General features: G+C 63.2%; 20 protein-coding genes. 13 read left to right on the top strand and 7 right to left on the bottom strand.

From position 1 onward, the window contains the following. Positions 1-6 precede the first annotated feature (6 nt). The 6 genes from CJ177_RS46225 to CJ177_RS46205 all read right to left on the bottom strand — a co-directional run bounded on the left by CJ177_RS46225 (position 7) and on the right by CJ177_RS46205 (position 3,947). Positions 7-1,242 (bottom strand): DUF6545 domain-containing protein, encoded by a 1,236-nt coding sequence (locus CJ177_RS46225; RefSeq protein WP_095871059.1) that lies wholly within the window; start codon positions 1,240-1,242, stop codon positions 7-9. After that, positions 1,239-1,721, bottom strand: coding sequence for a hypothetical protein (locus CJ177_RS46220; protein ID WP_095871058.1), 483 nt, complete (start codon positions 1,719-1,721; stop codon positions 1,239-1,241). Before CJ177_RS46220 ends, CJ177_RS46225 begins: the two co-directional genes overlap by 4 nt. 111 nt (positions 1,722-1,832) lie before the next feature. Beyond that, positions 1,833-2,255, bottom strand: coding sequence for a hypothetical protein (locus CJ177_RS47200; protein WP_143548829.1), 423 nt, complete (start codon positions 2,253-2,255; stop codon positions 1,833-1,835). Next, positions 2,252-2,935, bottom strand: a complete 684-nt coding sequence (locus tag CJ177_RS47195) for an XRE family transcriptional regulator (protein WP_143548828.1) — start codon at positions 2,933-2,935, stop codon at positions 2,252-2,254. Before CJ177_RS47195 ends, CJ177_RS47200 begins: the two co-directional genes overlap by 4 nt. Before the next feature lie 259 nt (positions 2,936-3,194). Further along, positions 3,195-3,344: a hypothetical protein gene (locus CJ177_RS49715; RefSeq protein ID WP_143548827.1), complete on the bottom strand. Its 150-nt coding sequence runs from the start codon at positions 3,342-3,344 to the stop codon at positions 3,195-3,197. A gap of 168 nt (positions 3,345-3,512) precedes the next feature. Further along, positions 3,513-3,947, bottom strand: coding sequence for a helix-turn-helix transcriptional regulator (locus CJ177_RS46205; protein ID WP_306453434.1), 435 nt, complete (start codon positions 3,945-3,947; stop codon positions 3,513-3,515). Positions 3,948-4,338: 391 nt separating this feature from the next. Between CJ177_RS46205 and CJ177_RS46200 the strand changes: the two genes are divergently transcribed. The 8 genes from CJ177_RS46200 to CJ177_RS46160 all read left to right on the top strand — a co-directional run bounded on the left by CJ177_RS46200 (position 4,339) and on the right by CJ177_RS46160 (position 14,592). Then, positions 4,339-5,028, top strand: a complete 690-nt coding sequence (locus CJ177_RS46200) for a hypothetical protein (RefSeq protein WP_257015102.1) — start codon at positions 4,339-4,341, stop codon at positions 5,026-5,028. A 488-nt stretch (positions 5,029-5,516) separates the two neighbouring features. Beyond that, the gene (locus CJ177_RS46195) at positions 5,517-5,774 is read left to right on the top strand and encodes a hypothetical protein (protein WP_095871055.1); all 258 of its coding nucleotides are present in this window, start codon (positions 5,517-5,519) and stop codon (positions 5,772-5,774) included. 2,043 nt (positions 5,775-7,817) lie between these two features. After that, entirely contained in the window at positions 7,818-8,405 is a 588-nt protein-coding gene (locus CJ177_RS46185; RefSeq protein ID WP_095871053.1) for a hypothetical protein, read from the top strand. Between the two features lie 340 nt (positions 8,406-8,745). After that, positions 8,746-9,981 carry a hypothetical protein gene (locus tag CJ177_RS46180; RefSeq protein ID WP_095871052.1) on the top strand — a complete coding sequence of 412 codons (1,236 nt, stop codon included), beginning with the start codon at positions 8,746-8,748 and terminating at the stop codon, positions 9,979-9,981. Positions 9,982-11,274: 1,293 nt separating this feature from the next. After that, complete coding sequence (locus CJ177_RS46175) at positions 11,275-12,057, top strand: ParA family protein (protein WP_095871051.1); 783 nt, start codon at positions 11,275-11,277, stop codon at positions 12,055-12,057. After that, positions 12,054-12,425 (top strand): hypothetical protein, encoded by a 372-nt coding sequence (locus tag CJ177_RS46170; protein WP_095871050.1) that lies wholly within the window; start codon positions 12,054-12,056, stop codon positions 12,423-12,425. The genes CJ177_RS46175 and CJ177_RS46170 overlap by 4 nt, the downstream gene beginning before the upstream one ends. A 155-nt stretch (positions 12,426-12,580) precedes the next feature. Continuing rightward, on the top strand, positions 12,581-13,909 hold the full coding sequence (locus tag CJ177_RS46165; RefSeq protein WP_095871049.1) for a DUF2637 domain-containing protein: 1,329 nt from the start codon (positions 12,581-12,583) through the stop codon (positions 13,907-13,909). Between the two features lie 374 nt (positions 13,910-14,283). Next, entirely contained in the window at positions 14,284-14,592 is a 309-nt protein-coding gene (locus CJ177_RS46160; protein ID WP_005574595.1) for a hypothetical protein, read from the top strand. 775 nt (positions 14,593-15,367) lie between these two features. Here CJ177_RS46160 and CJ177_RS46155 read toward each other — a convergent pair. After that, entirely contained in the window at positions 15,368-16,306 is a 939-nt protein-coding gene (locus CJ177_RS46155; protein ID WP_095871048.1) for a phospholipase D family protein, read from the bottom strand. Positions 16,307-16,583: 277 nt separating this feature from the next. Between CJ177_RS46155 and CJ177_RS46150 the strand changes: the two genes are divergently transcribed. The 5 genes from CJ177_RS46150 (at position 16,584) to CJ177_RS46130 (ending at position 20,537) form a co-directional block, all read left to right on the top strand. Continuing rightward, on the top strand, positions 16,584-16,811 hold the full coding sequence (locus CJ177_RS46150) for a hypothetical protein (protein ID WP_095871085.1): 228 nt from the start codon (positions 16,584-16,586) through the stop codon (positions 16,809-16,811). Between the two features lie 110 nt (positions 16,812-16,921). Next, positions 16,922-17,107: a hypothetical protein gene (locus tag CJ177_RS46145; protein WP_095871047.1), complete on the top strand. Its 186-nt coding sequence runs from the start codon at positions 16,922-16,924 to the stop codon at positions 17,105-17,107. 240 nt (positions 17,108-17,347) lie between these two features. Beyond that, positions 17,348-17,692 (top strand): hypothetical protein, encoded by a 345-nt coding sequence (locus tag CJ177_RS46140; RefSeq protein ID WP_095871046.1) that lies wholly within the window; start codon positions 17,348-17,350, stop codon positions 17,690-17,692. Next, positions 17,689-19,740 carry a hypothetical protein gene (locus CJ177_RS46135; RefSeq protein WP_095871045.1) on the top strand — a complete coding sequence of 684 codons (2,052 nt, stop codon included), beginning with the start codon at positions 17,689-17,691 and terminating at the stop codon, positions 19,738-19,740. The genes CJ177_RS46140 and CJ177_RS46135 overlap by 4 nt, the downstream gene beginning before the upstream one ends. Further along, positions 19,740-20,537 (top strand): hypothetical protein, encoded by a 798-nt coding sequence (locus tag CJ177_RS46130; RefSeq protein ID WP_095871044.1) that lies wholly within the window; start codon positions 19,740-19,742, stop codon positions 20,535-20,537. The genes CJ177_RS46135 and CJ177_RS46130 overlap by 1 nt, the downstream gene beginning before the upstream one ends. Positions 20,538-20,722 lie beyond the last annotated feature (185 nt).

Genomic DNA, 20,722 nt, shown 5'->3' with positions numbered 1-20,722 from the left:
CCTTTCTCAGCTGGCTGGGCCAGTGGTTGCGCTCGGGCCTTGCACGTAAGTCTCGACGTAATGGCGGACCGTCGGCCAGTCGTCTGCCAGCGCGATCAATTGATCGCTCGTGGCGGTGAGGTGCTGTTCGCGGGGGCGTAGGTTGAGGAACTGGAGCCGAACGCCTCCATCGTGGGGAGCGAGGTCCGACAGTTTGGCTTCAAGGGCGCGCGCTATCTGCAGTCCAGCCAGGAGTTGCTTGCGCCGGTCTTCGTCGGTGTGCGTAGCTGCGACGTAGTCGATGTCGTCCTGCGCGGCGGGCGCGACGAATCGGCGCAGTCGGAGCAAGGCGTCATGTATCTCGATGATCATCCGATGAAGTTGGCGAGCCGGGTTTTCGGCACGAGCTGTACGGACATCGGGAAATGCGTCAGTGAGGTCTTGCCACAGCAGATGCAACCGACGGATGCTTCGCCCGGTCCTGTCCCAGCCCAGCCGACTCATCACGACCGCGACTGTCGGAACGGTGACCACCGCAGTGGCACCTGTAGTTGCCAGGAAGAAGGTCAGAGCCTTGACCGTCATCTGCGGATCTCGTGTTGGGGTGGCGGTGACGACCTCATACAACGTCGTCAGTGGTGCAACAACGGAATCGATTACGAGCGCACCCGCCAGAGCCACGTTGAGGACGTAGAGAAGGCGCTCTCGACGAGTGGTGTCCTTGGCGCAAATCTCCTTCGAAAACACGCGGACGATCAGCGCACCACACATAAGGATGGGTGCGTAGAAGGCGAGCCAAGCAATCACGGCCGGCCAACCGAGGTACTGGTCAATGAGGAGTCCGGCGTTTCGTGCAGGAGAGCCTGCTACAAGGACGGTCAGGCCGGACGCCAATCCGATTCCGTAGTAGATCCACTGCCTCCGCCACACTGCCACCTCATCGACCTGGGCGGCTTCGACCCCCGTTCGCTGACCCGCGGCCCACAGTTGTGCCATTCCGTAGATGGCCTGCACGATGAGAACGATGAAGCCGAAAGAGATCTGCCGGAGAAGATCAACGTCGCCGAATGGGCCGAGGTAGCGAGCTAAGACGTCCTCCACGATCTGCTCACGGAGGAGCATGCCAGCAGCGGCAAACGACAACGCCTGGTTGATAAGTTGATCGGTCGGCGTTCGATTGAGTAGCCGGAATCTCGTGAGGGTTACGACCAGCAGCAGGATGATGATGGGCCAGGCGATCCAGCCGGTTACGGGTGAAGTCACCGGAAAAAGGTACTGCGGAGAAGGGACGCTCGCCGTTGGCGGACTGTCATTGCCTCGACCATGATCAGGTCTGCGAAGACCTCGGCGTCATGCTCCTGCTCGTCCTCAAAGCTGCTTCGGCCGAGCACCTTGAGGATGGATGATCCCGCAAGGTCGGGGAGCAACGTCGAGAACACCCCGCCATCGAGATCAACCAGGGCACGTTCGTCGTGCTTGAGCATCATGTGGCCCACTTCATGACCGATAATCTGGTCCGCGTGGTACTCCAAGACATCGGAGCCGTAGACGATGAGGTCGTCGTGCTCTCGAAAGAGCCACAGGCCGCAGGTCGTGTCCGAGTCGGTCGCCGCGCTCAAGGCCTCGGATCTGACCGGCACAAGGCGTACCGGTCGTCCCCGGTATTCGGCGACGACCTCGATGAACTTCTGACGTGCCCACGGGACATTGGTCGGCATCCGCCTGACCAGCTCCTGAGCCATTGCTGCGATCGAACCCTCATCCACCCCGGACACAACTCCCGATCGGTTCAAATTGCTCGAAAACCTATCCCTGTTGATAGATCGCTGGCAAATCGCTCCGCCCAGCGCAGGCTAGGCATCGACGTCTGTCTTCGCGGACGGCTCCGGTGGAAGTTGAGTCAGAATTTCGGCGATCGCACTCGCGAAGGGACCTTTCCCGTGTCGTGCCTCGATTCGCTTTACACCGGCGTTGCGTGCACGAATGACCACCTGCAACTGAAAGTCGACGGCCGCCGCATGAGGCCCATCTTCCGTGAGGTATGTACGTGGCGCGTCAAAGTGCTGTTCAAGCGCCCGGAGCAGCTCAGGTTCTGGCGGAGTCGCCGCTTCACCACCACGTAGTTCTTCGATGCGGCTTGCGGGGATGTCTTGCCCAAGGATCGTGCTAATCGAGCGCGCAACGTGACCGGTGGTCTGTTCAGGGTCCTCTTTGAGGTGAGCCACATCAAAGAGCCTGTTGATTCGCTCGGCGACGACTGGATTATCAACTGTCACGCCAGCTTTCCCCCTTCACGCGTGATCTGTATCTGTTTCGCTCGCAAACGTCGGTGGAACCGTTTGATCATAGTGGGGTCAAGATCGGTGGTCTTACCGAAGAGCCATCGCCGGTACCATTTCTCCTCCGCATTCGGGTCATCATCTGAGACAGGGGGGCTGAGCAGCTCTGTGAACGCATACTCAAGGAGCGGGTGCGTGGTCGAACCGTCCTCGCCGTAATTCCGCTCGAGAAGGTCCGTAATGAACGCTCCGGCGACAGCGCTCACGCATGCGTCGACGTCATCACGCGCTCCACGGAGGTCTGCCGGCGCGATGGGCTGGTTCTTGTCCGAAAGATCGTGCAGAACCTGTTGGGCACTCATCAGACGCAGTACCGTCTGGAGGGAAACCGTCATCGCTCCGCCGCCGGTAGCCAGCGGTTGCTTTACCTTTTCCCTGACCGTCGGCTCTCCGCCATCCCAGTAGACCCGTGCGGCGCTTCCCGGACTCCACTGCAGACCGACATCAAACTTGGAAAGAGTGCTTGGCCTCGGGTTCTGAAGCTCCGCACGCTCAGCCTGCGTTACTACTGGCGGTGTCGGGCCCCCAGCTGCCTTGAGGCCCCCAATCGTCAGATTGAGGAGCTTTCGTCGCTCAGCAACCTTGGCTGCAAAGCGCTGAGGGTCTCCTGATCGCATGCCCACATCATAGGTGCCCAACGAAATCGGACAGCAATTTGCTCACAAATATTAAAGACATCGCGCCAGCATATCGTCAGTAGAGGATGGTTTTTTGCATCTTAATTGTTGATATTCCCGCTGGAGGCTCTAGGCTGCTTCCGTGACATCCGGGAGCGCAGCCCAACGGCCGGGCGATCGTCGGGGTGACGGTGGCGCATTGAGACCATCGCGATTGACCACCGGCAGGCCCCTTATCCAGATCAGAGCTGCCCGCGGCTCAGGGCTTGACGCCGGCGGGGCGGTTCTTCGTCCGCTCGCAAGCGCCGACGACGACCTCAGCAGGAAGACCGAGCACCTCGGCGATAGCTTCGGGCGTGCCACCACTGAGCCTGGATTCGCCTCGCTCAAGCGTGCTCAACGTACTCATGGAGACGCCGATAATTCACTCCAACCGATCCTGGATGTAGCGGCCGTAGATGATGCGAAGGTCGCCGAGGAACCGCCCATCCGGCGCGATCTCGATGAGATCGTCCATGCGCAAGTCGAGCACGTCGGCGACTGCAGCCAGTCTCTTCGTATCCGCGACGCCCGAGGACTATGCGGGAGTGCCGGCGGGGCGGGTTCGCACCCGCTCGAAGCTTGCTCGCAGCTCCTCCTCCGAAATCTCCAGAGCTTCGGCGAGCTTCTTTGCGAAGTTGTCGGTGAGGCGGGCGTCGCCTCGCTCGATCGCGCCGACCATCGAGGTGCTGATGCCGGCCTTCGCGCCGAGTTGGGGCTGAGTCAGGCCGAGAAGCACGCGCCAGTCGCCCGGGTAGCGATCGTCGCGCTTGATATCGACGAGGTCCGAGACTTCGACTTCCAGCGCGCGGACAACGCGCATCAGGATGTCGATCTGGGGCGACTGACCGCCGGATTCCCACTTGTGGATCGTCTGCAAGGACACGTCGGAGAGGCGAGCAAGTTCAGGACGCCCGAGGCGACGGGATTTACGCAGTGCGATCAGGCGCTCGGGATCGAATCCACGCAGCACACGTCGACTCACACTCACCCTTTTCATCGCCCCGCCTACAGCTTCGCTAGACACCTTGCACTCCCACCATTAACATACGCACGTAGCTTAATGATGTTGCTTAATTATGGACGTGATAGCCGAGCGCCTGAAGCCACACACACAAATGTTTGGAGTCGGAAGTGACCAGATGTGAACGGTCCCCCGGCTGTTAGCGCAGCCAGGGGACCGTCAGAACAGCAAGTCGACTGTTAGCGCAGTCGGACAAGCCATGAGACCAGCGGGTTAGCGGCCCGCGGCCTCGAATGCAGATCGGAGCCTGCAAATGAACACGTTAGATGGCGCTGGTGCTCTACGCCTAGCGACTGCAAGTTCTCATGCTGGTAGAGAGAAGGTCGACGGGCACGACCGCGTGACCAACGGCCCTCTCCGCGAGATCCTGGCCAAGCATCGTCCGAACCATGACCACACGTCCTGCACGGCCTGCGGGTTCGTCTACACCCCGGCCCGCCCACTGTGCCCGCCCGTCGCTGGCGCTCTGCGCGAGCTGTCCACGGGCGCCCTCCGGTCCCAGGACCGGTCTCTGGGCCACTACACGACCGGTCGACTCCGCGCGATGGCGCGCGAACACACCGGCGAGGGCCGGTGCCGGCGGTGCGGGTTCGTCTACGCCAGTCAGGTGCGTCTATGCCCGACGTCGCGGCGGATCGCCGCCGAACTCGAGACCCGCGGCAAGGCGCCCGTGACCCAGCCCCACATAGGTCAGGGGCTGTGCGCGGGTAAGGGTTCCGGTTGGACCGTCACCGGAACAACAGCCGCGGCGTGGAAGCGTGCGATGGCGGCCTGCTCGGTGTGCCCGCTGCTCGCGCAGTGCGAGACGCAACTGGAGGACAGGCTCGCTACTGGTGTGAAAGTTCGCGAGCAGATCATGGCCGGACGGCTGTTCACCGTCACCGGCCGCGAGATCGAAGCCGCTGGGGTCGATGCGTTCGCAGTTGCCCGAGGGAGGACGAAGAAGAAGCAGAAGCCCCCTGCCCCACTCCCGGCCCCCACTCCGGCTCCGGCGCGGCAGCCCGCGCACTTCGGGAACGGGGCGGCATGAGAGCCCGCACGGGTTTCCGCCTGTTGGACGCGCCCGCACAGAATGCCCTCGAACGACCGGCCAGCGGCAACTCAATCCGGAGATCCGAGCAACTTCTCGCCGAATGTCCTCTGGTGACCTCGGCTGAGGCGCCGACTCTGAGTGTGGGCGCCCGAGAGAAGCTCACTTGGTCGTGACGAACCCTGAAACGGCTTCCGTTGAGCAGATCCGTGAGGTCGCTTCGCTCGCCCGTCTACTTCTCCGCCGATATCCCGCGTAGCAGTACAGATTCAGCGCGCTTCAGAGCAGGGTAGATCGTCCCGATCACCCAATCTTGTCGCCCTCATTGGAAGCGGGGTCGCTGAAACCTGCGACCAAGTCCGTTCAGTCCTGATACGCCGAATCGTTCACGAAAGGCAGTCCCCTTCGATGTCCACTTCAGTCACATGCGACACACCGAAGAGCGCCGGTTACCCGTATCGGTTACAGGTTCGATCTAGGGTTTCCTCATGGCACAGCACAACAAGGGGCCCCGCGGTCAGATCGCTACTCGCGCACCCCTCAGACACCACAAGGTTTACGAGAGTCGGGCAGCCGAACTCGGCATCCCTGCTGGCGACTACTCCGTGCTTATCCTCGCCATCACGCACGGACTGGACATCCCGGATTACATCAGCGAGAAACTTCGACCGGAACAGCTCCGGCTACTCGAAATCGAAGCTGCGGGATCGCTGCACCGCGTCGAGCAGTTGGCGATGGGCGCATGAACGACACCTAGACAGCGAACAACCCCCAGGGCTTGGCGGCATCGGGGGTTGTCCGGTTATGAAATTTCGGGACCTTGCCAGCTCCCTGACCACCACTACCTCGGAAGGAAGAGGCGGTGCTTACTCGATGATAACGCATGGCCGTAAATCTGGCCTGCCTGCAAACTTCCACTCCGTAACGTGTCTGTCTCAACGAGACCACATGCCGGCTACGGCGCTCCCTCACGCGCCAGAACACTGCGACGGCGCTGCCCCTGTGTTGGCTTACCAGGGCGCCCATTACGCGACGGAATCTGCGGGTTCTGAGCTGCGACTTCCGGTGCCGCCTATGCGCGCATCGGCCCTTCTAACTGAGGAGGGCGGTGGGCCTGGCGAATAGCGCATTCGAACTAACTCGATAGCTAATTCAAAAGCAGCGGTACAAGCCAAAGGGACCCCCGGCGGGGGTGGGTTTATCCAATGAATCCCGATGGGAGGACTGGCAGGTCCTCCCCGTCTAGGGCGATCGTCTGGCAGGACGGTCATTCCCTGAGGTGAGTAGAAGAAGTTAGCAGCCTCTTCGACTCGGTACTGCATTCCCCGAAGGGACTACCTGTGCTAGGTACGTCTCAGGGTAGCGCATACCCTGAATACCTCTCAACGGTTCAACATTCCGATCTCGGCGTGTCGTGGGCTAAATCACACAACTCGCCGATTTCCCAAACCACGCAACCAGCAACGCAACCACTTCAGACCCCGTGGATTGACGAGCTGCGACGCCTCAACACGGACACCGATCAGCGCGGGAAATCCTGGACGCTGCCCGTCAGCACCGGCCAAGAAGCACGCATCCCGATCTGGACAAGCCGCGACGGATGGATGCGACAGGTCCGGTACGCAGTCACCAAGACCGCCGCCGGCCGCGCCGCAGCCGCCCGACACAGGATCGGCGTCGAAAGTATGGTCGCCATCGCTGGCGCGCACGCGTCGTCAGCCGACTCGAAAACTGGGCGCCGCGTTACTGCCACAGTCCAGAACCTCGCGGCCCGCGCCGGTGTGTCCGAATCGGTGGTCAAACGAGGTCGCCGCGTGCTGAAAGCACTACACCTCGGCTTCGAGCTTGTACGGGGCCGCACCCTGACTACGCGTGAATTCCAAGCCGCCGAAATCCACCACGGTGGGCGCCAGCACCGCGCTGCCAGCGTATGGGCTCTATCCTCCCCACCTGACCTCGTCGCAGCCACCCCCGCTCCCCCACAACCAAAGAAGCGCGGCAGCTCCCACGGCAGGACACACCGCGCGGCGAAGCACGCTCGCCAGACCACCACGCCGGGTTCGAATCCCAATCCCCAAGCCCGCGACCGTGACCCCCTATCTTTGAGTGGTTTTTCCCCGAAGGGGATCTCTTGTAGAGAAGTAATCACCAAACGCGCATGCGCGCGAGAGAATCAACCCTCATCCCCGAATCAGACGAACCCACGCCCAATAAATCTGCAACGAGCCGCCTCGACGCTGGCCGCCGCAGCTCCAGTTATCGCACCCAGCGGCCACATCGGAGCCGTGTGCGACGTCATCGATCGCGCAGGAATCGACACCACCCGCTGGACAGGACGGGATATCGCCCAAGCCCTGACCACTGACACCGTCGCGCGAGGTGAGCTCTGGCCAAACACGGTTCGCTCGCCGATCGGATATCTGACCTGGCGTTTGTCCAGAATCGACTGGTCGGGCCCCTCCCCCAGCGAACGACGCGCAGCAGACGCTGCGCACAGCGCACAGCGCCGCGCTGAGCGTGACGCCGAACGCGAACGAGCCCGTCACGCAGCGGCCTCGCCTGAGCACCGAAAAGCTTTCATGGAACAGATCCGCGCTACCTTGGCACCCCAGAGGCAGGCGGCCTAATAATGCCCATCGATCCTTGGCGCACCCTGCACATAGGGCAACGCTGGTCGGACTGGCCGCGGACGATCCCCACCGCGCCGACCGACGTACCACTCATCACCAAGTCTCGGCCATATACTGCGAGAATCATTGTGGCCGACTCGCACAGAATGGAGTGCGCTCGTGGGTAAGAAGAACACCGCGTCCCGATCGCCCCACCGCCACCCACGGGTCTATGTCAGCCGGGTCCAGGTGCCTCCCCACATCAGCCGCAACGCAGACTCGATCCGCGAACGCCTTCGCAACGGCGCCAAAACAGTCGTAGTTGACACTGCAGGTCAGCTAATCGAACTCGACGACAAAACATTCGCATCGGCCGGCGACGAGTGGACCCTACGATTTACCGCTGGATCGCAAGCACGGATTCATCTCGACTCACCACTACCCGCCACCGCGCACATCGTCGCCACCGACGCAACGACCGTGGAAGTCACAGGGCAAGTTCATGTCTGGGCCTACACCCACGCGACAGTAACTGCCTTCGACCGGTGCAGGGTCGTAGCTCACAATCACGCATTCATCAGAGCATGTGACCACTCCACTGTGTGGGCCGACGACAATGTCGTTGTTCACGCCTACGACGAGGCCACCGTCCAGGCTAGAGATCACACGATTCTCGCCCTGTCCGACGAGGCACGCGCAGTCGTGGACACCGCAGTTGAGGTTCGCGGTCCGGCCCGCAAGAACATCACCATCTGGGGCACAACATGATTCCCGATCATCGGCAGACTCGGCTCCCTTGACGCACCACCTGTCCAACAGCAGTTCCAAGAGGGCCTTCGTATACCTGGCTGTCGAAGTCGGCCCTCTCAAGAGCGGTGTGCTCGATCCCTCTTGGCTGCCTGGAAGCTACGCAACCCAACCTGACGTTGCTAGCAATGCGAGCTAGCGTCGCTAGGCGACTCTAGCGGCCCTGAATAGTTGGGCGGAGCGCCGATGCCCCGGCTATCTACGGTTTCTGTCACGTGACGGCAGATACGGACGGCACCGGATCTCACCGGACGGCGCGTCGTGATGGCGCCGTAGTCGGTATCTGTGGTGGACTGCGGTTATGCCCAAGAGCCGTGGCCGCCGCAAGGGCGGCAAAAGCCGGCCCGTTCGCCGTGCTCCCAGGCAAGTTCACCCGGCCGATCTTCTGCTGCGCGACGCTCGGCAACTCCTCGAAATCGACGATGTGCTCACTGCCGAGACCTGGGCCAGCGGCTGGCTCGGCGAGGCGTGGTCGACGGCGGCAGTGACCGAACGCGAGCCCGAGCATCAACTGTGTATGCAGGTCACCGGCCGAGCATGCTCCACACCGTCTCCGTACGCGCTGGCCGCGGTCGACGCGCTTGCGCGGGTCGCACCTGCGGCCGACATCTCCATGCTGACTGAAACCCTCGGCATCTTGGTTGAAACTCAACCACTGCCGGCCTGGCACACTGTCGCGGCGTGGACTCCGACCGCGGCGTGGCGGGCGGTCGACGTGTACGAGAGCGAACGGGTCCTGTTCATTGACTACGACGGACCCCACCCACACACATTGATGGCACATATCTACCAGGTCGGCGGGCTGATGATCGACAAGCTCGCTCTCTTGAATCCCGGCGCAGCCACCGCGTGGGGCCAGCTGCGTGAGCCCGACGAGGCACCGATGCCGCTCCAGTCGGTCCCGGTCGCCGAGGTGCTCGCCGATCTCGCGCACGCGTTGCGCACCACCGACATGACCTGGCCCCGTACCGCCGACGAGGACTTTTGCGATCACCGGGCGCTGGCATGGTCCCGCTGCCGGGACTACCTGCCGGAATGGCCCGAACATGTCGGAATTCTCGAGCAGAGGCGCCGCCAACTGGTCGAGGACTTCCTCACCGACATCGGAAGCGACGATGAGGTGAGCCGTTCGTTGGCCGAGCTGTTCCTGGACTATGGCGACGGCTACATCGGCGCAGGGGCGCTGTGCTGGAGTCCGGGCGAGGTGATGTTGCTGCTTACAGATTGGCTTCCCCGCAAAGCAGTCCTCGACGCCGACGAGCGCAACGCACTGCCTTTCGTGTTGCGCCGATGGCTGACCTTCGCGTTGACCCAACAGGGGGTCGACCGCCAGTGGATCAGTCTCGTCGTTGATGCTGTCGACACCTTCCTACCTGAGTTCCAGGACGCGTTCGACGATGAAACTGCCTGGGGCCCCGGCAAACAGGTGGTCGCAGCGCTTTCCGAGAGAGGCATCGACCTCACCGACCGCCACGCCGTCGACGACGCTATTCGGCAACTCAACGCCGAACAACTTGCCCACCGATTACTGCCCTGAACCGTCAGCTGTGAGCACACCCGATTCACACGTCGTGCCGATTCCTTCTGAACCTGGGGAATGCTCTCCTGCGACGCGCTGCCCAGCGAATGTGGCTCGTTGGGAAAGCTACGTAACCCCACAGTGCGATGCTAGTCATGCTACCTATCGATGCTAGAGACACTAGATAGCAAAGTAACGCTATTTGAGCTAGCTGGATTAGCGATGCGAGCGTTGATTGCTCGCGCGACTAAGGCTGCTAGGAGTGACGCATTAGCTAGCGGTGAAGCGACCTTTGCGCTAAGGACGCTGGCGGAAATAGCAGTTCTCGCGCATAGAGATAGGGACGTTAGCCTAGCTAGCGGGGCGCGGCTAGCCCGAAAATCGTGCTTGGTTGATCCGGGGCCAGATCCGCTCGGGGAGCCTGTCGAGCTGTGAAGACTCATAGCCGGCCGGCTCCGTTTCACTGGGTTCCGCCGCACCCAGGCAGATGCGATCTGGTCGAGGGAAGCGTTTCGCGTGACGGTGCCTCGTGCATAGTTGTTGTGGCGACTCCCTGACCTGCTGAAATATCAACGCTAGCTCCTATAGCATTGACGGGATCTGCTTTGGTAGCAAGGGAAGCGCAACTATCCAGGCTACCCGGGCTATCGGCTCTAGCCTTCATGTCGCGGATAGTTCTGCTAATGAGACGATCACGGCTACTCGTTCTAGCGCAGCAATTCTCGCAATTGTGGCTATCAGAGAGATGCAAGCAACGATATCTACGTGAGCTAGGCGCCGTATAAGCGCTACAGTAGCGCCGCATTCTATAGACGCTCGCACGTCTAGGCTGGCTTGCCTTGCTAACAATACCAGCCTTTCTAGGCTGGCTACGCAGTCTAGGGGCCGTAGGGTTGCTTGCAGAGTTATGAGTGCGAACAAAACTACGAGCGCGATGCTTGCTAGAGAAGTACAACTATCGTTCGTTGCTGTCATAGCTATAAGCGCAGACGTATCTAACCGCGCTATGAAGACTAGTGCAGTAACTGCTGCGAGCAAAGCGATTACAGACACCGTAGATAGGGTCACAACCATAGAGGCCATAGCTATGCGTGCGTCCGCAGCATCTATTGCTACGAAAGCCAAACTAGAGACGCTAGCTGCGTTATTCACGCTAGCTCACCTAGCAAAGAACGCTAGCGTTGCTCGGCGTGTCGAGCTAGTTCAGCAGCCAAGCCTGGCTATGCTCCCTACGCGAGCGTGCGGAGTTGCACTAACGCTCATCGCGCGCATCTGGAAGTCTCCTGGCCTCGACGGAACGGAAACCAAGTCATGACACGCAAATGCGCGATCTGCAATCAGAAAGGGGGAGTGGGCAAGACCGCCACGACCCTCGGTCTCGCGAGCGCAATAAGCAACGCCGGCGGACACGTCCTCATTGTCGACGTCGACCCCCAGGGCAACGCCACCAACGGCGTCGGCGTCACCATCACCGCCGAGATGCTGACAACCTACGACCTGATGAGCCGAACCGAGTCGGGCACGGCGATCGACGCCGTCATTGCCACCCCATGGGACGGCGTCGATCTGATCCCGGCCGACCAGACGCTCGCGAACATCGAGTCGGATGGGGCCAACGACCTCATCTTCCGCCTCGACATCGCCTTCGAGGGCCTCGACCTCTCCGCCTACGACGCAGTCCTCTTCGACTGCCCACCGTCGCTCGGCAAACTCCTCTTCGCCGTTTTCTGTGCAGTGGACGGGGTTATTGCAGTGACCGAGCCCACCATCGACAGCGTTCAAGGCGTCACCAAGCTCTTCGAAACCGTCGAGAACGTCCAGCGACGCCCCAACCCGAACCTGGCTATCGACAAGATCGTCCTCAGCCGACAGCGGGGGACAGGCGAACACCGATTCCGGGAGAGCGAACTGCGCGAGGTCTACGGCGACCTCGTCGCGCGCACCACCATCCCGGAATACGCCACGCGGCAGGACGCACACAGCGCGCGCACCCCGATCCACAAGTTCACGGGCGGAAAATCGCTGTCATTGCAGCTCGCCTACACCGACCTTCTCAACGAACTACCCATCAAGACCGCAGGAGCGACCGTATGAGCGTCCAACGTGAACCCGCTATCCGCAGGCCGGCGCACCCTGCCGCAGATCTTCCTGAGCGCCCCCGGGTCGTCAAAGACCCCACCCCGTCCGCCGTCGACGAGCAGCCGACGCAACTTCCGACCGAATCGACGATCAGACCCGTCGCCGACGTGCCCGTCACATCGGTCGTGTCTCCTGCACCCGAGGCGGCATCGCCTGTTGAGAAGCTCAGCGAACAACACAACGTACGGTTGCGGCCTTCGACCAAGGCCCGCCTGACACGCGGCGTGGACAAGCTGCGCTACGAGACCGGAGATCGGAGCATCACCATCTCGTCCGTCACCGACGCCGCTCTCATCGAATACCTGACCAAAAACGGCTGCTAGCACCGACAGCGACGATAGCTAGCGTTGTTAGGTGGGTGTTGGAGTGCAAGTTATGCCGACCGCAACGCACTGACCGAGCCGACATAAGGAGGCCCCCGCCGATTGCGCCGGCGGGGGCCCCGTGGACCGGGACCCCGTGGAAGGAAACCCCGATCATGAACGACCTTAGTATCCGAGCAGCACGAATCCAGCTCCGCGCCCTCATTGCCGCCCTAATCGTTGCGATCGCCATTGCGGTCGGCATCACCACCGGAGCGTTCGTGCTGTCGTTCGCCGTCCAACGCGACCTCGCATTGCAGGCCGGAATCCCTCACTACCTCACCTGGATCTTCCCCGCCATTGTCGACGGCGCAATCCTCGGCGCAACGATCGCCATCGTTGCGCTAAGCAAAATCAACGGCCGCGCAACGGGGAAGCATTTCTTCCTCTGGCTCGCAGTGGTCGTCGTCTTCATCAGCGTCTTCGGCAACGCCTACCACGCCTACCGCGCCGGGGAAGCCGCCGCACGGAGTGCTGCAGCTGGCATCGACCTGGGATACACCCCACTGACTCCAACCGGCGCATCGCTCATTGCAGTCATCCCGCCACTCTTGGTCTTAGCTTTCACCCACGGTGTCGGAATCCTCATCAAGGCCATCGGCACCGCCCACACCGAGTACACCGCGGTCGTCCGAGACACTCGTGACCGCGAACATCGGGACGGCGAGGACAACGCGGCCCATTACCCGACGGTGGTGGCTGAGTCGATGCCGGCATCCGAACGGAACGTTGGCCATATTGCGGACATCGCTACTCCGCGCATTGCGCAGGAGCTCGACGTTGCGCAGGACCTCGACGTTGCGCAGGACCGCGACGTCGCGGCGGACCCCGACGTTGCGGCGCGCATTGCTCAGGACCCTGACGTTGCGGCGCGCATTGCTCAGACCGGTGCGCAGTTCGCCGACGTTGCCACGGCAGACGACTCCTCGGCAGTCGAAGACAGCAGTGAGGCCGCCGTGACCGGACCTGAGAGTTCTACGCGCGTTGCGGATGCCGCGCAACCAACCGCAACGAACCCAGATGACCTCACCGATGTTGCGACTCTCACCGAGGAGCACGTTGCGCGCAGTGCACTGGACGGACGCAATGCCGATGCACTGAAGGTCGGCAATGCGCTCGAGGACTCGCAGGAGCCATTCGTGTTGCCGGACGAGGCCCAGACTATCGAGAACCTCCTCGACTTCATCGAAACGTGCGCCGACTTCGAGCCTGTAGTGAAGGAGACGGCCCGACTGCGGATCATCGAACAGCACAGCTACGCGGAGATCGCCACACTCACGCGGGCTAAGGCCGCAAGCACCGCAATGCGCCGGTTCGACAAGGTTGCGCAACGCGCGGTCGACGCCGGGTTCCGGACGCCCCCGTTGCCGGAACTCGAGGAGATTGCGGACGGACGCAATGCGGCAACGCTCGATCCGCAGTACACATTGGTCGGGACACCCTGATCACACGCCCCGGCAAGGCGGCGACCGCCAGTCCCTGCTCTCCGCGGGTCGACTGGGGAGACGACCGACCAACAGAACGAAGCACACCCCACACCCAGGGAATCCCGAACCGCCGCAACCCCCAGCGACTCTGACCGCAACACGGCCCGACGTTGCAGACCAACCAGATGGAGTTGCAGCGCAACGCCGACAGTGCGAGATTGGCAACGCAATGTTCGATTCGGATGCAACGGACAACCGGACGTGTGGGCCGCTAAGCGGACGCAACAACGTCGGCGATCATTTGCGCATTGCAGGTGGGCGAGCGCCGCGTTGCAAGTTGGACGCTGGTGATTTTCGCAGTTCACCTAAGAAGAGTGGATGAGGGAGCGGTTGTGGAATGGTTCGTATCGTTTTGGGATCTGGAGACTCAGCGGACATCGGTGCGCGCGGGGGAAGCGTCCAATCGCGTTGACGCCATGACTCAGGTCATCGCCACTGGGCGCGAGCTGGCGCGCCGCGACGACGGGTCGGTGGTCAATAAGACTGCCCACATCCGTATCGGAACAGAGCTGGCGGTGGTGGCCGGGTTCGACAATCCACACCTCAGCGACGAAAACCTGCGCTGCCGTATCGAGGCCGCCATCACCGCGAAGCAACAACACGCCCGCACGATGCAGCAACGTATATCCGTCGAGTTGTAGTTGCGGTCTTCTCGGGGGCATCTGGTGACGCTGACATCCGCCGCAGGCACACCCATCCAGCCACTCGATCTCGAAGTGGGCGAGTAAGATCCGGTTCCACATCGCCCCTCGGGCCAATGTTGTTTCGGACGTCAGCGCCGTCGGCGCGGCACATTAAGGTCACGAGCTGGTTGAGCCCGGTCTCGGCAAATGCCTTCGCGGCCGCTTGAGTCGTTCGACGGTGCCGCGGGGTGTCAGTGCGCGGTCCGACGCTTTGGATGGGTGGGTATCGATCAGTTGCGGAACGGTTGGCGAACCCATCTCACGCGGCGCTGGTGGCAGGGGAGAGCGGACAGAATTTCATCACTGTGACGTAAATGCCCGGGCCTGGACGGTTGTCTGTTTTCTTCACCGGCGGCCGGATGGCTGCCGCGGAAATGGCAACGTCACGAATTGTGCTCCGGAACGCGCCGCGACCGTGACGGCAAGGCGGAGAGATAGCTAACTCCGCTACGCTAGCTAGCATTGCAATTGTAGGTTGCGTATTGCGCAACGGAACGCACCCGTCGTGTTTACAGACCGTCCCTCGATTGTGGGCTCACCGGGCCGACCTCGAACAACGGGTCGACGAGATGTGGAAGGTAGTACTACCCAGGGTGATGCTGGCAGCACCGCATCAGCACCGTTCGAGCGGCGCGCAGCAGTGTCGCGGTATCTAGTGCCGTCTAGTGTTTCAACAGTCGGGCTCGTCGGTTCTGCGGCGCTCACTCTCACACTGACACAGGCTCGCTGAGGATCACAGGTCCCACAACCCCAGCAACGCGGACCTCAGGCCAGGGGAGCGGACGTAGTGGTCGGTCCGCAGTCGTGACCCGGGGTGCCCGAGATCGGTCAGCGCCTTCTCGGCGTCTGGGAGGGGGAGCGGGGACAGGCCGGTGCGCAGGCGCAGGAAGTACAGAACCGCTCCACCGGACCGTGGGATCTTCATCGGGTCGGACACCACGACCGCCGGCGCGTAAATCCACTCGTCATCCGCGAGGACGATCACGTCACCCCGCTTCACCCCGCTGGGCCTGTCGAGGCGAAGCGATTCGAGCTGATACTTCGCCGCCGGGCCGCCGCGGCTGTGGTGCCGGCCCCGCTGGTGGTCGAGGACCTGTTGTTCGGTGGGGGTGGGTTCGTAGTCGACGGCGTGTTTGACGAACATCCGGGTCACGGGCGTCGGCAGGAAATCTGTCTCGGTGCGGACGCGGCCGGTGACCCCGGGCAGTGGGACGGCGCGGCCGATCTCCCACTCGAGGATCGCGTCGTCGAGGAACACCTGATCGACTTCGGTGATCTCGTCGAGGCTGTCGATGAACTTCCGCACGGAGGCGATGATGTCGGGGTCGTCGGTGATGACCACCGCGTCGTCGGCGAGGGTGGAGTTCTCGGATGCGTTCGCCGACCCGATCACCGCCCGGGTGTTGGTGACGATCACCTTGGCGTGCAGGGTCGGCGAGGACAGCACCCGCACCCCCTTGTTCAGGTAGTAGGCGAGGGCGGCGGGGGAGGTGGCGTGCGCCCGGATCGCGGCCTTGGAGGCGTTGACGACCAACAGGTCCCCGGCGCGCAGCGGGAGCAGCGCGGGCGCATCCTGTCCGAGGTAGCCGATCGCGGCGTACCGGGCGCCGCGGGTGCGGATGGCGCGGGTGATGTGCGGCCACGGACTCGGCCCGTGGAAGGTGGTCCCCATACCGACAGACGGTAACCGGCTCGCCTTGCGTGTGGTGCCGGTCCCTGGCAACGCTAAAAGAAGCTAAAGGGGGAGGCGCCGTCGGTCCGGCGCTTCCCGGCGAGGTCGACGGTGGCGCGGGGGCGGGTTGACCGCGGTCGCCCTGGGGTGCAGCGATCCGGCCGGATCACGCGGTTGCGGACAACGTGTCGGCGTCGGTGTCGGCGTCGGCCCCGACCGGCGGCCCGGCGCTCGTACGCTATGGGCACCACGAGACGAGACCGGCGGGAGAAGGATGATGAGTTACGAAGCGATCTACGACGGGGTCCGATATCCACTCGCCGATGCGGCCGCCGCCCACGGCCTCGAGGACGACATCCGGGGCCTCTTCGCAGACAACGGCAATGGTGGATTCGTCGGTTTCGTCAGCCAGAACTCGACGGTTCGCCTGCTGATCACGCCGGCGACTCCGATCGCGATTCGGGGCAGCGACGAGCCGGACCCGAGCGTCGTCTACCGCTGGTAACCCCACCCCAGCAGATACCTCCGCCAGGCCGCGACGGTGTGTCCGCCCTATGGACGAGGGGTTGTCAGCGAGACTTTCGGCAACGATGCACCGTCAGCAAAGGAGGTAGGGTGCCCAGCCTCATTTTTAATGGTGTCACCTACGGCATCAGCCAGACCAGGTTCGAGGCCACTCGGGAGTTGCTCGCACGGTTCGCCGAGGGACACACCCTGGGTGTGGCGATGTCGCTCACCCATGATGGTGCCCGGAACCACCTGTTCATCACCCCCGGGGTGCCGGTCACGCTGGTGAAATGACGACTCCGCGGTGGTCGCATCATGATGGTTTCCTGCGGAGACACTGCCTGGGCAGTGTCTCCGGCGTCGTCGCTACCAGCGTCCGTCGATGCCCTCGGCGGGGGGTAACACCCCGGTCACAGTTTGGGCGTAAATCTGCGCGCAAACATGCCAGCGAAAATGCCGGCAACACGGCACGTAGTGGGTAGGGTGAGGTCCGCGCACGTACACGGGCGGCACACCGAACACGAGGGGGTGGGGATGGCGAAGGTAGGAAATTCTGAAGGCGGCGCCCGCCGCCGCCCGACCGCGGCCGGACGAGGCGCCGCGGGCTCGGCGAGGCGCGCGTCCGGTGCGGGAGAGTTCGGTGGTGCGGAAACGCCGAGTGCGGAATTGACGGCGAAGCTTGAACCGCGGAAGGGCCCGGCGAAGGTTCCGCTCAATACCCGGGTCCTGGCCTCGACGGAGGCCCGGTTGAACTGGCTGGTGAACGATCGCCAATCCACGGTGACCAACGTCGTGGACGTGGCCCTGCAGGAGTTCTTCAACCGCTACCGCGTCCCGCCGGCCGATCACGACGGCCGGATCACCGAGCAGGAGTCATGAGCAGTCCGTGGGAACAGATACCCCTGTTCGCACTGCCCGAGACAACCCTGACGACATCTCCCTCGTCCGCCGATGACGTTCTTCCTGACGATGACGTTCTTCCTGACGATGACGTTCTTCCCGACGACGACTTTCTTCCTGACGATGACGTTCTTCCCGACGACGACGCTGTCGCCGTCGATGCTGATGTCTTCTTCGAAGCCGATCATGCGGATTCTGAGCCGGCCGCTGCCGCACACCCTGCATCGCCCGAGCGGTCGGATGTCGCCGAAGCCGAAGCCGGCGCCCCGACCCCGCCGACACCCGAGACGGACAGCGAAGAAGTGGACAACGCTGCGGTCGACGGCGACGAAGTGCACGACGACGCGGCTGGCAGCGACACGGCTGGCAGCGAAGAGGCGGGCAACGACGCGGAGAATCCGCCGGTGTGGGAGACGCTGCCCGCCGGAGAAGAAGCCGATGGCCATGCGCTGATCGTGACCGCCGACGGGACCTACACACCCTCCGGGCGGGAGTTGACCGGTCCCGTCGACTCCGTCGAGAAGCTGGACAAACTGATCCGCTGGGCCGCGCTGACACCGTTGGGCGCCCCCGCACAGATCTGGATCGTCGGACAGGCCGCGTGCGAGCTGCTCGGGTGGATCATCGACCCAGGCAGCGAAGACGACGTCGACGACATGGAAGCCCTCCGCAACCGCGCCGCCCAAGAACTGACCGCCGTCCTGCACGCCACCCTCACCCCACTGCTGAACGCGGGCTGGGAACTCCGCGGCGACCCCGGGCATGTTGTACACCTGTCCCGCTCAATCGGGAACTTCACCTCGATGGTCGATGTGGTGATCGAACCGTACGTGTGGACCTACTGGAACAAGGACTTCGGTTGGCACAACCGCGTCGGAGACATGGGCATCCTCGGCTCACCCACCGCCGGAACGTATCTCCCGGACGACGACCTCCCGGCGGCACGTGAACTCGGTCGCCGGTTGGCCTGGTGCGCCCAGCACCTGGGGGTGCTCCCGGGACCGACGCCCGCGCGGACCGGCGCCGCCCTCGTCGACAAAATCAAGCGTGAACGCACCCGCAGCGGTAAAGGCATCGTCGTCACCACACCTGGCTCGGTCCCACCGCTGGACGGCCCGCCGCGGGGAGACCTCGAACCTGCCGTCGGCTGGACCCGTGTCCCGGAGGCCGATGATCTCGACAATGCCCACCGGTTGGTCTCGATCGATCAACGTGCCGCCTACCTCGCATCCGCGGGCATGCTCGAATTCGGCTACGGGCAGCCCAAACTCCTGACTGGTGACAATGCCGCGGCCGCGGCGGTGGGGGAGAAGGGTGCACCGTTCGGGCTGTGGCGAATCACCCTGCCTGCCGGACAGGCACTGTCGCTGCCCGAGAAGTTACCCCTGCCGCACCCGCACATGCTCACCGACCAACCGGTGCAGACGTGGGTCACCTCCGTGAGCCTCGACGGACTGTGCTCACCGGTCGCGGACGGAGGAATCGGCGCCGACCGGGGCGACCTCGACATCACCGAGGCCTGGGTCTACCCACAGCAGGGCCGGGCGCTGGACAAGTGGGCCAAAATCCTGCGCGAGGCCCGCAAGGCCGCGGTGGACACCGACGACGACGCGACGAAGCGGTTCCTCGGCACCTGCTACAAGGGCTACATCGGGCGAATGGTCAACCCGGACATGTGGACTGCGAAGCAGATGCAACATCACCACCAACCTTTGTGGCGGGCGTCGATCATCGCGCACTGCCGGTGGCGTGGCCGCCGTGTCGCGATGCGGATCGCCCGCGAACACAATCGTTGGCCGGTCCGCACCGTCACCGACTCCTGGGTGTACCTCCTCGCTGACAGCGAGGACATCGCCGATCCGAGCGAGGCGTTGGGGAAGATGTCGGTCGAGAAGGACGTGGTCCTCACCGACACACTCCTGTCCGCCTTCACTTCGGCGCAGGACGTGCACGAGGTGAACCTCGCGATCAAGGCGGCCTTCGCCGACAACGAGGACGCCGCCGACGAAGGGGAGGGGGTGCTCTGATGGCCCTGCATCTTCCGAAGCCGCGCACCACGAAGCCGGCGCAGGAGGCGGTCGGTCTCGACGGCCTCAAGGTCTCCGTGGCCAACGCCGCGACCAGCGGTGTCGAAAAATCCAAACAGGTCAAAAGTGGGGGACTGGCCGGACTGACCAGCAAGGTCTCGGTCAAGCAGCTGCGCAAGGAACTCGGCAACGAGGGACTGCGGCAGGCGGCGATCGATGCCGGCCGCACACCCCCGTCGGCTCGCACGTTGCGCCGGTGGGCGCAACAGGGCCGCATCCCACACCCGGATGTCCTCGAGCGAGCCCAGCGCCGTGCGGCGATCGAACGCCTCGGCGGCGTCGACGCCGTCGCGGCGAAGATCGGCCGGTCCCGCTCCGCCGTGTCCCGGTATAGGTCGGGGGAAACGAACGAGTTGCGTGCCGACGCCAGCAAGAAACTCCGCAACGTCAAGGCCGAGGACATCATGAAACGCGCCGGCGTGCTGCGGCCGGACGGAACCCCGAAGAAGGCGGTCATCCGCGTCAAGGGTGGCGTCATGGTCCGCAACGGTGCCGACGAGGGCTACGACTACCGGGTCCGGACCCTGGATTTCGCGAACTCGGACACACCGTTCACCAGTGAGGAGTCCCGCGAACTGGCCGCCGCACTGGCGAATGACGATCACGCCCGGGTCGTGGCCTTGCTGGAGCGGCACGCCACCCTCGACTACCCGGAGAACAAGGGTTTCGACAAGTACAGCGACCAGTTCGGATTCCACTTCGACCACATCGATTCGGTCCACATCGACTGGATCTAAAACGCCTGGGGACCACACTAGCCCGCTGCGGCACGGGTCGGGTGGCCCCTTGTTCCATCGCAGGTGAAAACACCCGACTCCGGCCCATTCTCGCCGGTCAGCGCCCGAAAGAGGAGCGGGGGCACCCCGACACCCCGTTGAGGGGAAACGCCGAAATGGGTGAAGGTAGGCATCAGTGTCCCTTC

The sequence above is a fragment of the Rhodococcus sp. ACPA1 genome, from assembly GCF_002300195.1.
GTDB classification, from domain to species: Bacteria; Actinomycetota; Actinomycetes; order Mycobacteriales; family Mycobacteriaceae; genus Rhodococcus_F; species Rhodococcus_F opacus.
The sequence above is the reverse complement of the archived record's forward strand: the minus strand, read 5'-3'. Positions and strand labels throughout refer to the sequence as shown.

Excerpts from the sequence above, each read along its gene's own strand:
- CJ177_RS46150 (WP_095871085.1), top strand. The coding sequence starts at position 16,584 with ATGAGTTACGAAGCGATCTACGACGGGGTCCGATATCCACTCGCCGAT.
- CJ177_RS46165 (WP_095871049.1), top strand. The coding sequence starts at position 12,581 with ATGAACGACCTTAGTATCCGAGCAGCACGAATCCAGCTCCGCGCCCTC.
- CJ177_RS46170 (WP_095871050.1), top strand. The coding sequence starts at position 12,054 with ATGAGCGTCCAACGTGAACCCGCTATCCGCAGGCCGGCGCACCCTGCC.
- CJ177_RS46195 (WP_095871055.1), top strand. The coding sequence starts at position 5,517 with ATGGCACAGCACAACAAGGGGCCCCGCGGTCAGATCGCTACTCGCGCA.
- CJ177_RS46220 (WP_095871058.1), bottom strand. The coding sequence starts at position 1,721 with ATGGCTCAGGAGCTGGTCAGGCGGATGCCGACCAATGTCCCGTGGGCA.
- CJ177_RS46130 (WP_095871044.1), top strand. The coding sequence starts at position 19,740 with ATGGCCCTGCATCTTCCGAAGCCGCGCACCACGAAGCCGGCGCAGGAG.
- CJ177_RS46135 (WP_095871045.1), top strand. The coding sequence starts at position 17,689 with ATGAGCAGTCCGTGGGAACAGATACCCCTGTTCGCACTGCCCGAGACA.
- CJ177_RS46175 (WP_095871051.1), top strand. The coding sequence starts at position 11,275 with ATGACACGCAAATGCGCGATCTGCAATCAGAAAGGGGGAGTGGGCAAG.
- CJ177_RS46155 (WP_095871048.1), bottom strand. The coding sequence starts at position 16,306 with ATGGGGACCACCTTCCACGGGCCGAGTCCGTGGCCGCACATCACCCGC.
- CJ177_RS46180 (WP_095871052.1), top strand. The coding sequence starts at position 8,746 with ATGCCCAAGAGCCGTGGCCGCCGCAAGGGCGGCAAAAGCCGGCCCGTT.
- CJ177_RS47195 (WP_143548828.1), bottom strand. The coding sequence starts at position 2,935 with ATGCGATCAGGAGACCCTCAGCGCTTTGCAGCCAAGGTTGCTGAGCGA.
- CJ177_RS49715 (WP_143548827.1), bottom strand. The coding sequence starts at position 3,344 with ATGAGTACGTTGAGCACGCTTGAGCGAGGCGAATCCAGGCTCAGTGGT.
- CJ177_RS46140 (WP_095871046.1), top strand. The coding sequence starts at position 17,348 with ATGGCGAAGGTAGGAAATTCTGAAGGCGGCGCCCGCCGCCGCCCGACC.